The following is an 11,859-nucleotide window of genomic DNA, read 5'->3' as shown; positions in this document are numbered from 1 at the left end:
CAGCCTCCTGCCTTTCTGCGCTCAACTGCGAAAGGGCGGCAAACCGCCCTTTCCGTCGGCTGACGACAAAGGGGCGATGAACCGCCCCTTTGCGTCTTACATCGCCTTCTCGATCTGGCCGCGGATCTCGCCGTCCTTGTTGGCGGCGGTGTGGACGTTGACATAGTATTTGCCGGCCTCCAGATCGGCCGCCTGCGCATCGGTCAGCGTCGCCGATCCCTTGATCGGGCTCTTGAGCTTCTTGAACGGGATGACGGGTCCGGCATTCGCGCCCATCGCAGCCGGGCCGTGAATGTGGGCCGCAATCGCCGGTCCGCTGAGGCCGGAATATTTGACGTTCCAGCTCAGCTTCTTCTTGGCGGTGTCGAAGGTGAATGTGGCGGTTCCCTTGCCCTTGGTGGTGACAGGCGGGCTCTGCTGGCTGCCATCGAGCGTCGCCGTGTATTTCACCGTTTCGGCCAAGGCAGGAAAGGCAAGCAGGACCGACGCGGAAATGGCCAGCGCCGAGAGCATCGGCGCGAGGGGTTGAATGCGCATGGAAACCTCCGTTTTGACATCCCGGAATGGATGCACCGCCACAACGGCTTGAGGAGCCGATGTTTCCGCCCGGTAACGCCGATTTGACATCGCGGCGAAAAGGGGCGGTTGCCCGCCCCTTTTTGGAGTCCACGAAGGCAGTGATCAGACGGCTGCCAACGCCTGCGTCAGATCGGCGATCAGGTCGTCCGGGTGCTCGACGCCGATCGACAGCCTGACCGTGGTCTCGAGCACGCCGATGCGCTGGCGCACTTCGAAGGGGATACCCGAATGGGTCATGGCCGCCGGGTGGCTGGCGAGCGATTCCGTTCCGCCGAGGCTTACCGCCAGCTTGAAGATCTGCAGGGCGTTGAGAAAGGCGAACGCCGCCTTCTGCCCGCCGCGAATGTCGAAGGAGAAGGTCGAGCCGGCGCCACTGCACTGCGCGCGATAGGTGCGGCCCGAAGGCGTGTCCTCGCCCAGGAACGGCAGATAATGCACCTTCTCGACCTTGGCATGGTCGCGCAGGAATTCGGCGACCAGGCGCGCATTGTCGTTTGCGCGTTCCATGCGGATCGACAGCGTCTCCAGCGAGCGGCCGAGCATCCAGCAGGAATGCGGGTCGAGCTGCGTGCCGATCGCGCCGCGCAGCGCCTTGATCGGCTTGGTGACCGCCTTGCTGCCCATCGCGGCGCCGGCGATCAGATCGGAATGGCCGCCGACATATTTGGTCAGCGAATAGACGGAGACATCGGCGCCGTGTTCGATCGGCCGCTGGAACACCGGACCCAGCAGCGTGTTGTCGCAGACGATGATCGGCTTCGTCCCTTGCCTGGCGCCGATTTCGTCGGCGATCCTGCGCATCAGCGCGATGTCGACAAGGCTGTTGGTCGGATTTGACGGCGTCTCGATCAGGATGACCGACACCCGGCCCTTGGCCGTGGCTGTATCGGCAGCCGCGCGAACCGCCGCCTCGTCGACGCCGTCCGCGAAGCCGACAGCCTCTATGCCGAAGCCGGCGAGCGTGCGCGTCAGGAGCGTCTCGGTGCCGCCATAGAGCGGCTGCGAATGCAGGATGACGTCACCCGGGCGGGCATAGGCGAGAAGTGTAGTCGCGATCGCCGACATGCCGGACGAGAACAGGATGCAGGCGTCCGTGCCCTCGTAGACCGCCAGCCGGTCCTCGACGATCTCGCTGTTGGGATGGTTGAAGCGCGAATAGACCAGACCCGAAGCCGTGCCGCTCGGAGGTTCCTTGCGACCGGAGGTGTAGTCGAAGAAGTCGCGTCCCCTCTTCCGCCGACTTGAACACGAAGGTCGAGGTGAGGAACACCGGCGGCTTGACGGCGCCCTCCGAGAGCTGCGGATCGAAGCCATAGCTCAGCATCAGCGTCTCCGGATGGAGCTTGTGGTTGCCGATGTGGGTTTTCGACGGGCGCGGCGCGGTCATGGCTATTTCCTGCTTTTCGAGGAGTGTTGCCTCGCAATTTATGCCATCCCCATCATGCAGTCCTTGCTATTTTTGGGCTCCCATGGCTGCGTTGTCGCAATGAATTGCCTGGAGAGCCAAAAAGTGCAGCAGAAGATAGCCGACGATTTCGACCGCAAGATCCTGCGTGAACTGCAAGCCGACGCCCGCATCACCAACAACGAGCTTGCCGAGCGGATCGGGTTGTCGCCGTCGCCCTGCCTGAGGCGCGTGCGGCGTCTGGAGGAAGCCGGCGTCATCAGAGGCTATACCGCCCTGGTCGATCCGGCCGCCTTCGGCTGGGGCATGGTCGCCATCGCCACCATCCGGCTCAGCCGCCAGAACGAGGACGAGATCGTCATGTTCGAGGAAGCGATCCGCGGCTGGGAAGAGGTGCTTGAATGCCACCTCGTCACCGGTTCGCGCGACTATGTGCTGAAGGTGGTGGCAGGAAGCCTCGAGCAGTACGAGCGCTTCATCAAGGAAAAGATCGCGCGGCTGAAATGCGTCGCCTCGATCGAGACCAGCTTCGTCATGAACACCATAAAGGAACGGCGCCTCTGAGGCGCCGTTCTCGAGATCGGGATGTTACCGTTCAGCCGACCTACTTGATCGCCTTGTCGGTGATCGCCGTGGTGTACGCGCCTTCCGGCTGCTTGGTGATGATCTTCTGGTCGAGCAGCGCCTTGGCGGTGCGCTCATAGGCTTCCGGAATCAGCTTGCCATCGGCATTGTCGATCAGCTTGGCGACTTCGCCCATCATCCGCTTCTGGTGGTTCTCGTCCTGGCCGCCATTGTCCATGACGATGCCGGCTGCCTCGTCGGAGTTGTCCACGGCATATTTCCAGCCCTTCATCGAAGCGCGCACGAAACGCACCATCTTGTCCTCGAAGGCCGGATCCTTGAGCTTGTCTCCCAACGCATAGAGCCCGTCTTCGAGCAAATCGTTGCCCATGGCCGAGTAGTTGAACACGGTGAGCTGTTCCGGCTTGTAGCCGGCGTCGATCAGCTGCCAGTATTCGTTATAGGTCATGACCGAGATGCAGTCCGCCTGCTTCTGGATCAGCGGCTGCACGTCGAAGCTCTGCTTCAGCACGGTGACGCCGTCCGGGCCGCCCTCAGTCTTGAGGCCGAGCTTGTTCATCCAGGCGTAGAACGGATACTCGTTGCCGAAGAACCAGACGCCGAGCGTGTGGCCCTTGAAGTCGGCTTCGGTCTTGATCGGGCCATCCTTCGGGCAGACCAGCTCCATGCCGGCCTTCTTGAACGGCTGGGCGATGTTGACCAGCGGCACGCCCTTCTCGCGCGCGGCAAGCGCGCCGCCCATCCAGTCGACGATGACGTCGGCGCCGCCGCCGGCGATCACCTGCTCGGGAGCGATATCGGGGCCGCCGGGCTTGATGTCGACGTCGAGGCCCTCGGCTTCGTAGAAGCCCTTGGCCTTGGCGACATAGTAGCCGGCGAACTGGGCCTGCGTGACCCACTTCAGCTGCAGCGTCACCTTGTCGGCGGCCATCGCCTGGAAAGCGGCCAGCGACATCGCGCCGGCCAGGACAGGAATAATCAGTCTTTTCATGTTTTTACCCTCTGAAGTTAGCACCCTTAAACCCACCGCCCCTATCCACCACGGACAGAGGGATGCCAAAACGTGACGGCTCTTTCGACAAGAGCGACCACGCCATAAAAGACCGAACCCGCCAGTGCTGCAACTGCGATTTCGGCCCAGACCATGTCGATGTTCATCCGCCCGACCTCGGTCGAAATGCGGAATCCCATGCCGACGACGGGCGTGCCGAAGAACTCCGCGACGATGGCGCCGATCAGCGCCAGCGTCGAGTTGATCTTCAGCGCGTTGAAGATGAAGGGAGCGGCGGCCGGCAACCTGAGCTTGATGAGCGTCGGCCAATAGCCCGACGCATAGGTGCGCATCAGGTCGCGCTCCATGTGGCCGGAAGCGGCAAGCCCGGCGACCGTGTTCACCAGCATCGGGAAGAAGGTCATGATGATGACGACCGCCGCCTTTGACTGCCAGTCGAAGCCGAACCACATCACCATGATCGGCGCCACGCCGATGATCGGCAGCGCCGAGACCATGTTGCCGATCGGCAAGAGCCCGCGCCTGAGGAACGGCACGCGGTCGGCCGCGATCGCCGCGAGGAAGCCGGCGCCGCTGCCGACGACATAGCCGAAGATCACCGCCTTGAAGATGGTCTGCCGGACATCGGCGCCGAGTACCGGCAGCGAACCGGCGATGCGCGCGCCGATGGCGCTTGGCGGCGGCAACAGGATGAAGGGAATGCCGGCTCCCCGGGTCACCGCTTCCCAGATGATCAGGATCCAGGCGCCGAAGATCGCCGGGATAATCAGCCGCAGGGCGGTCCGCACCCAGTTCGCCACCGGGCGCAGCGAAGACAGCACCGCCACGCAGCGCCATCCCAGCAGCCAGGCCGCGGCGAGCAGCAGGAAGAATGGCGCCAGCGCCGTGCCTTCATAGCCGTTTATGCCCGTGATCAGCAGCCAGGCGGCGAGATGCGCGCCGATGAAAAGCACCAGGGCTTCGACGATCGTGGTCAGCCTGGCCATCGAGGCAAGAGCTGCCAGCAGCAGCAGGCCGAACATCAGCCCCTTCGTCGCAAGGTAGGGATAGTCGAAAGACGCTTCAGGTTGCGCCAGCGCCGCCGCTTCCGGCTTCGACATCGCGCCGAGGGCCAAGGCGATCAGGCATAGCAGGATCGCCAGCAGCCCTTGCCAGGATGGTTTGAGCCAACTCATGCCGGCCTCCCGCCCATGGCGCGGTCGACGAGGCGGCCGGCAACGCCGACCACCATCACCAGAAGTGCTGCCACGACCGAGCCGGCGACCAGCGCCGACCAGATGTCGATGGACTGGCTGTAGTAGGCGCCGGAAAGCAGCTTGGCGCCGATGCCGGCGACAGCGCCGGTCGGCAGCTCGCCGACGATGGCGCCGACCAGGCTTGCCGCCACCGCGACTTTCATCGAGGTGAACAGGAACGGCACCGATGCCGGCACCCTCAGCTTCCAGAAGGTCTGCGCGCGGCTGGCATTGTAGGTATGCATCAGGTCGAGATGCATGAGCTCCGGCGAGCGCAGCCCCTTCACCATGCCCACGGTCACCGGGAAGAAAGACAGGTAGGTCGAGATCAGCGCTTTGGGGATCAGCCCAGTGATGCCGACCGCCGCCAGCACCACGATGATCATCGGCGCAACGGCCAGGATCGGAATCGTCTGCGAGGCAATGACCCACGGCATCAGGCTGCGATCGAGCGTCGCCACATGCACGATGCCGACGGCAATGACGATGCCGAGCGCGGTGCCGAAGGCAAAGCCGAGCAGCGTCGAGGACAGCGTCACCCAGGCGTTGTAGACCAGGCTGCGGTTCGAGGTGACTGACCGCAGGAAGGTGTTCTCGAAGAAATTCACCGCCACCTGATGCGGCGCCGGCAGCGTCGGCTTCGGCTGCGACAGCGTCTTGCCGATGAATTCGGCGGTGCCGGGCGTCTCATTGGCGCGTTGGTCGAGATCGCGCTGGAACGGCGCGGTGAGGACAACGGCAAAGACATACCAGGCGACCACCACGGCTGCGAGGATGGTTGTGACGGGGATGATTTTCGAGCGGAAGGAGTCCATCAGCGCTGCCCCTCTCCTCTTCCCGCCGGGGGGAGGGTAGCCGGAGCGAAGCGAAGGCCGAAGGCGTGGTTGGCCGCTCCCTTCACGCACGCCGCATCGCGGGCGCCTCGCCCTGGGATGACGAAGGCGCGGGCAGGCGCTCGCTCCTGACGGCGCTCAATCATCATAGCTGTGCCCTGCCCGGAGGCCGTCGCGCACGCGCGCGGCGATCGCCAAAAACTCCGGCGTCTCGCGGATGTCGAGCGGCCGCTTTCTTGGCAGCGTCGATTCGATAACGTCGCTGACGCGGCCCGGCCGCGGCGACATCACGACGATGCGCGTCGAGAGGTACACCGCCTCGGGAATGGAGTGGGTGACGAAGCAGATCGTCTTGTTGGTCCGCTCCCACAATTCCAGAAGCTGTTCATTCAAATGGTCGCGCACGATCTCGTCGAGCGCGCCGAACGGTTCGTCCATCAGGAGCAAGTCGGCGTCGAAAGCGAGCGCACGGGCGATCGAGGCGCGCTGCTGCATGCCGCCGGAAAGCTGCCAGGGATATTTCTTCTCGAAGCCGGCGAGGTTGACCAGTTCCAGCGTGCGCTTGATGCGCTCCGCCTGCTCTGCCTTTGAGAGGCCGATGATCTCCAGGGGCAGCGCCACATTGCGCTCGATCGTGCGCCACGGGAAAAGGGCGGCCGCCTGGAAGACATAGCCATAGGCGCGTTTCTCGCGCGCCTGCTCCGGCGTCAGGCCGTTGACCGAAATGGTCCCCGATGTCGGCTTCTCCAGGTCGGCGATGACCCTGAGCAAGGTCGTCTTGCCGCAACCAGACGGGCCGATGAAGGAGACGAATTCGCCCTTGCCGATGGTGAGGTCGACATTGGACAGCGCCTGCACCGGACCGTCATTGGTCTGGAAGGTGAGGCCTAGCTTGCTTGCCGAAACGACGGCTGGCGACTGTCCGGTCATTGGCTGGCGCCTGCCCGTTCCCGTGCCTGCGGCGCCGGCTGGATTCCGATTGCTTTTATCGCGACGTTGTTTTCCACTCACCCTGCCCCATTGGCCTTGTCCCGCCAGCCCGACGCCCGGAGTTTCCCCGATGTCGCTCAAACCGACTTGTCATCTTATCCGCCCCGAAAGCACTTATGAAGGCAAGCAGGGTTTGACCTATTTCGCCGGCATTGCCACCGAGTCGGTCGGCTCGTCCGGCATCTGCATGCACGTGCTCACCATGCCGCCCGGTGCCCGCGCCAAGGCGCATATGCATGAGAACCATGAGACGGCGATCTACGTGCTCTCCGGCGAGGTCCACACCTGGTATGGCGACCGCCTTGAGCATCACATCGTCGTCAAGGCCGGCGACCTGTTCTATATCCCCGCCGGCGTGCCGCATCTGCCCGCCAATCTGAGCGGCGCGCCCTCGTCGGCGGTCATCGCCCGCACCGACCCCAACGAGCAGGAAAGCGTCGTCCTGCTGCCGGAACTGGATGCGCTGGTTGCCTAAGGCATTTTGCAGCCAAGCGGGATCGCTTGGCGTCGCACAAATGCTGTCTTGCTTCGGAACCGAAGGAAAAACTCCAAGCGTCATTTGCACCGGGAGACTTCTCCCATGACATTGCCGTCCTCGTCGGCGATCACCAGCTTTTTGGCGTTCTTGGCGCTGCGCTTGATGGTGAACTGGGCGGGTGACTCACCCTCCTCGCCTTCCGCCTGGCATTGCGCCTTGACCAGCAGCGAGCCGTCGGCCTGTGCCTTCTTTTCGGTAAAGGTGCAGGCACTCGCCACCGTGACGAATGCCTCGTCGGTCAACAGCAGCATGTCCTCGGCATAGATTTCCTGGCCGTTCTTGTTGATGCAGCCGGATTTGTTGCCATAGGGTTTCGACAGGTCGATCGCAGCCGCGGAAGCCTGACCGGCGACGAGCAGCGCTGCGGCCGCAAACGCAAAATGAGAAACGCGCACGCTCAGACCCCGGTCGCCGGAATGCCGGTGCGTTCCACCTTGCGCGGCGCGCTGATCTCCTTCCAGGTCGACAGCGCCCGGTTGACCGCGGCGTTCGGCTCGCGGGCGACGAATTCGCCATGGCCGACCTTGGCCTTGACCTCCGCCTCCTCGATCGACAATTCGCCGCGCGAGAAGACGAAGCGCGGCAGGCCGGTCACCTCGAAGCCTTCGAACACATTGTAGTCGATCACCGACTGCTGCTTCTTCGAGGTGATCGTCTTCTTGCGCTTCGGATCCCAGACCAGGATGTCGGCGTCCGCGCCTTCGACGATGGCGCCCTTCTTCGGGTACATGTTGAGGATCTTGGCGATGTTGGTCGAGGTCACCGCGACGAATTCGTTCATCGTCAGCCGTCCGGTGTTGAGGCCGGTCGTCCACAGCACCGGCAGCCGGTCCTCGAGCCCGCCCGTGCCGTTCGGAATCTTGGTGAAGTCGCCGACGCCGTTGCGCTTTTGCTGGGTGGTGAACGAGCAATGGTCGGTCGCCACCACTTGCAGCGATCCCGCCTGCAGGCCCGCCCACAGCGAATCCTGGTGCAGCTTGTTGCGGAAGGGCGGGCTCATCACGCGGCGCGCGGCGTGGTCCCAGTCCTTGTTGAAATATTCGCTCTCGTCGAGCGTCAAATGCTGGATCAGCGGCTCGCCGAACACCCGCATGCCCTTCTGGCGCGCGCGGCGGATGGCCTCATGCGCCTGCTCGCAGGAGACATGCACGACATAGAGCGGCACGCCGGCCATGTCGGCGATCATGATGGCGCGGTTGGTCGCCTCGCCTTCCACTTCCGGCGGCCGCGAATAGGCATGCCCCTCGGGGCCGTTGTTGCCGGCGGCGAGCAGCTTCTGAGAAAGGGCTGCAACCACGTCGCCATTCTCGGCATGCACCAGCGGCAGAGCGCCGAGATCGGCGCAGCGCTGGAACGACGCGTACATCTCGTCGTCGTCGACCATCAGGGCGCCCTTGTAGGCCATGAAGTGCTTGAACGAGGTGATGCCCCTGTCGACGACGGTCGCCATCTCGTCGAACACCTGCTTTCCCCACCAGGTGACCGCCATGTGGAATGAATAGTCGCAGGCCGCCTTCGAGGTCTTGTTGTCCCACATCTGCAACGCTTCGAGCAGCGACTGTTTCGGCGCCGGCAGGCAGAAATCGACCACCATCGTCGTTCCGCCGGAAAGTGCCGCGCGGGTGCCGGATTCGAAATCGTCGGCCGAATAGGTGCCCATGAACGGCATTTCGAGATGGGTGTGCGGATCGATGCCGCCCGGCATGACGTAGCAGCCGGTGGCGTCGAACTCATGGTCGCCGTGCAGGTTCGAGCCGATGGCGACGATCTTGCCGTGCTGCATCAGCACGTCGGCCTTCCAGGTGCGGTCGGCCGTGACGATCGTGCCGTTCCTGATGACTTTGGTCATTTTCATGTTCCCCTGTTCTAATCGCGCTTCTTTGCGAGCAGCGTTGAATTCTAGATTCCGGACCTCACTCGACGATGACAGCCGTCTCCACCACCGCATGGAACAAAACGTCGGCGCCGGCGCCCGCCCATTCCTTGGATATCTCCTCAGCCTCGTTGTGGCTGAGCCCGTCGACGCAGGGGCACATCACCATCGCCGTAGGGGCAACGCGGTTGATCCAGCAGGCGTCGTGGCCGGCACCCGAGACGATGTTGCGATGCGTGTAGCCCAACCGTTCGGCGGCATCGCGGATCGCCTTGACGCAGTTCTTGTCGAAGGTCACCGGATCGAAATGGCCGACCTGCTCGATCTGGTATTTGATGTCGAGCGCATCGCAGATCGTGTCGATGCCTTCGCGCACGCGCGCGTCCATGGCGTCGAGCACCTCCTTTTCCGGTGAGCGGATGTCGATGGTGAAGACGGTGCGCCCGGCAATGATGTTGCGCGAGTTCGGATAGGCCTGCATGTGGCCGACCGCGCCGACCGCGTCCGGCTGGTAGTCCATGGCGATCTCGTGTACCAGCTCGATCACCCGCGCCATGCCGAGGCCGGCATTGCGTCGCTTCGGCATCGGCGTCGAACCGGTATGCGCCTCCTTGCCGGTCAGCGTCACCTGCAGCCACTTCAGGCCCTGGCCGTGGGTGACAACCCCGATGTCGATGCCTTCATCTTCAAGAATGGGCCCCTGCTCGATATGCAGTTCGAAGAAGGCGTGGATCTTGCGCTCGCCGACCTTCTCGGCGCCTTTCCAGCCGATGCGCTCCAATTCCTCGCCGAACTTCTTGCCGTCCTTGTCGACATGTTCGTAGACATCGGCCTGGTCGAGCACGCCGGCAAAGACGCCGGACGCCATCATCGCCGGCGCGAAGCGCGCGCCTTCCTCGTTCGTCCAGTTGGTGACGACGATCGGGTGTTTGGTCTTGATGCCGAGATCGTTGAGCGAGCGCACGACTTCCAGCCCGCCGAGCACGCCGAGCACGCCGTCATACTTGCCGCCGGTCGGCTGGGTGTCGAGATGGCTGCCCACATAGACTGGCGGCAGACTGGGATCGGTGCCCTCACGGCGGGCAAACATGGTGCCCATCTCGTCGAGCCCCATTTCGAGGCCGGCGGCCTCGCACCAGCGCTTGAACAGATGCCGGCCCTCGCCATCCTCGTCGGTCACGGTCTGGCGATTGTTGCCGCCGGCAATGCCGGGGCCGATCTTCGCCATCTCCATGATGGAATCCCACAAACGGTCTGAATTGATTCGCAGATTCTCGCCGGGGGCGGCCATTCAAAGTCCTCTCATTTCACTACCCGGTGGGGCGGCGGTTCCCGACGCCGCCACACCGGACAAAGCAGGTCTAGTCGATCGACCTCAGCACATCCCGCAGATGGTCGATCAATTCGTTGATCTGGCCCTTGGTGATGATCAGCGGCGGCGACAGTGCGATGATGTCGCCGGTGGTGCGGATCAGCAAGCCGTGCTCGAACGCCTTGACGAAGGCCGAGAAGGCCCGCTTCGTCGGCTGCCCGGCGATCGGCGCCAGCTCGATCGCACCGATCAGGCCGATGTTCCTGACGTCGATCACGTTCGGCTCGCCCTTCAGCGAATGCAGCGCGTCTTCCCAGTAAGGCGCCAGTTCTTCGCCGCGGGTCAACAGGCCCTCTTCCTTGTAGGTGTCGAGCGTGCCGAGCGCGGCGGCACAGGCGATCGGATTGCCCGAATAGGTGTAGCCGTGGAAGAACTCGATCATGTGATCGGGTCCGGTCATGAAGGCGTCGTGAATCTCCTTCGTCACGAATACCGCGCCCATCGGGATGACGCCGTTGGAGACGCCCTTGGCGGTCGTCATGATGTCAGGCGTCACACCGAAATAGTCGGCGGCGAACGGCGTGCCGAGGCGTCCGAAGCCGGTGATGACCTCGTCGAAGATCAACAGGATGCCGTGCTTGGTGCAGATCTCGCGCAGCTTCTGCAGATAGCCCTTCGGCGGCAGGATGACGCCGGTCGAGCCGGCCACCGGCTCGACGATGACGGCCGCGATGGTCGAGGCGTCGTGCAGCGCGACGATGCGCTCCAACTCGTTGGCGAGTTCCGCGCCGTGTTCCGGCACGCCCTTCGAGAAGGCGTTCTTTTCCGGCAGATGCGTGTGCGGCATATGGTCGACGCCGCCGAGCAGCGTGCCGAACATCTTGCGGTTGTTGACGATGCCGCCGACCGAGATGCCGCCGAAATTGACGCCGTGATAGCCGCGCTCGCGGCCGATCAGGCGGGTGCGCGAGCCTTCGCCCCTGGCGCGGTGGTAGGCGATCGCCATCTTCAGCGCGGTATCGACCGATTCCGAACCCGAATTGGTGAAGAAGACATGGTCCATGCCCTTCGGTGCGATGTCGACCAGGCGGTTCGCCAGTTCGAAGACGATCGGGTGGCCCATCTGGAAGGCCGGCGCATAGTCGAGCTCGGCCGCCTGGTGCTGGATCGCTTCGGTGATCTTCGGCCGGCAGTGGCCGGCATTGACGCACCAGAGACCGGCGGTGCCGTCGAGCACCTTGCGGCCGTCGCTGGTCGTGTAATGCATGTCCTTGGCGGACACGAACATGCGAGGCGCTTGCTTGAACTGCCGGTTCGCCGTGAACGGCATCCAGAATGCGCTGAGATCGTTCGGCGTGACTTTCAGCCGGTTGGACATGACCAAGACTTCCCCTTGTAACCTGTTTCGGTGCGGCTAACGCTTGGTCTTCCCAGCACTTGGTCTCAGCTGCGTTTTCGTGCTACGCAAATTTTGACCGATTGGACAAACGTTAGCAC

Annotated in this window: 11 protein-coding genes and 1 pseudogene; 2 read left to right on the top strand and 10 right to left on the bottom strand. The window is 63.5% G+C overall.

Features of this window, described 5'->3' with window-relative positions:
- Window positions 1–96 precede the first annotated feature (96 nt).
- Together EN738_RS08375 and EN738_RS08370 are read right to left on the bottom strand one after the other, a co-directional pair.
- Window positions 97–537 carry a CHRD domain-containing protein gene (locus EN738_RS08375; RefSeq protein WP_127283270.1) on the bottom strand — a complete coding sequence of 147 codons (441 nt, stop codon included), beginning with the start codon at window positions 535–537 and terminating at the stop codon, window positions 97–99.
- A gap of 144 nt (window positions 538–681) precedes the next feature.
- Window positions 682–1,966 (bottom strand): annotated as a pseudogene (locus EN738_RS08370) (cystathionine gamma-synthase family protein).
- A gap of 123 nt (window positions 1,967–2,089) precedes the next feature.
- Between EN738_RS08370 and EN738_RS08365 the strand changes: the two are divergent.
- The gene (locus EN738_RS08365; RefSeq protein WP_126093047.1) at window positions 2,090–2,548 is read left to right on the top strand and encodes an Lrp/AsnC family transcriptional regulator; all 459 of its coding nucleotides are present in this window, start codon (window positions 2,090–2,092) and stop codon (window positions 2,546–2,548) included.
- A gap of 40 nt (window positions 2,549–2,588) precedes the next feature.
- On the opposite strand, the gene EN738_RS08360 is transcribed toward EN738_RS08365, so the two are convergent.
- The 4 genes from EN738_RS08360 to EN738_RS08345 form a co-directional block, all read right to left on the bottom strand.
- Complete coding sequence (locus EN738_RS08360; RefSeq protein WP_126053856.1) at window positions 2,589–3,560, bottom strand: ABC transporter substrate-binding protein; 972 nt, start codon at window positions 3,558–3,560, stop codon at window positions 2,589–2,591.
- 41 nt (window positions 3,561–3,601) lie between these two features.
- The gene (locus EN738_RS08355; RefSeq protein WP_127283269.1) at window positions 3,602–4,756 is read right to left on the bottom strand and encodes an ABC transporter permease; all 1,155 of its coding nucleotides are present in this window, start codon (window positions 4,754–4,756) and stop codon (window positions 3,602–3,604) included.
- Window positions 4,753–5,631, bottom strand: coding sequence for an ABC transporter permease (locus EN738_RS08350; RefSeq protein WP_127283268.1), 879 nt, complete (start codon window positions 5,629–5,631; stop codon window positions 4,753–4,755). The genes EN738_RS08355 and EN738_RS08350 overlap by 4 nt, the downstream gene beginning before the upstream one ends.
- A 156-nt stretch (window positions 5,632–5,787) precedes the next feature.
- Window positions 5,788–6,579, bottom strand: a complete 792-nt coding sequence (locus EN738_RS08345; protein ID WP_127283267.1) for an ABC transporter ATP-binding protein — start codon at window positions 6,577–6,579, stop codon at window positions 5,788–5,790.
- A 130-nt stretch (window positions 6,580–6,709) separates the two neighbouring features.
- Between EN738_RS08345 and EN738_RS08340 the strand changes: the two genes are divergently transcribed.
- On the top strand, window positions 6,710–7,114 hold the full coding sequence (locus EN738_RS08340) for a cupin domain-containing protein (RefSeq protein WP_127283266.1): 405 nt from the start codon (window positions 6,710–6,712) through the stop codon (window positions 7,112–7,114).
- Window positions 7,115–7,194: 80 nt separating this feature from the next.
- Here EN738_RS08340 and EN738_RS08335 read toward each other — a convergent pair whose 3' ends face one another.
- From EN738_RS08335 to EN738_RS08320, 4 genes are all read right to left on the bottom strand, one after another.
- Entirely contained in the window at window positions 7,195–7,572 is a 378-nt protein-coding gene (locus tag EN738_RS08335) for a hypothetical protein (protein ID WP_189340688.1), read from the bottom strand.
- Window positions 7,573–7,574: 2 nt separating this feature from the next.
- Entirely contained in the window at window positions 7,575–9,026 is a 1,452-nt protein-coding gene (hydA, locus tag EN738_RS08330) for a dihydropyrimidinase (RefSeq protein ID WP_127283265.1), read from the bottom strand.
- Window positions 9,027–9,090: 64 nt separating this feature from the next.
- Entirely contained in the window at window positions 9,091–10,341 is a 1,251-nt protein-coding gene (locus EN738_RS08325; RefSeq protein ID WP_127283264.1) for a Zn-dependent hydrolase, read from the bottom strand.
- A 70-nt stretch (window positions 10,342–10,411) separates the two neighbouring features.
- Entirely contained in the window at window positions 10,412–11,740 is a 1,329-nt protein-coding gene (locus EN738_RS08320; RefSeq protein ID WP_127283263.1) for an aspartate aminotransferase family protein, read from the bottom strand.
- Between the last annotated feature and the right edge of the window lie 119 nt (window positions 11,741–11,859).

The sequence above is a fragment of the Mesorhizobium sp. M4B.F.Ca.ET.017.02.2.1 genome, from assembly GCF_003998955.1.
GTDB lineage: Bacteria > Pseudomonadota > Alphaproteobacteria > Rhizobiales > Rhizobiaceae > Mesorhizobium > Mesorhizobium abyssinicae.
The sequence above is the reverse complement of the archived record's forward strand: the minus strand, read 5'-3'. Positions and strand labels throughout refer to the sequence as shown.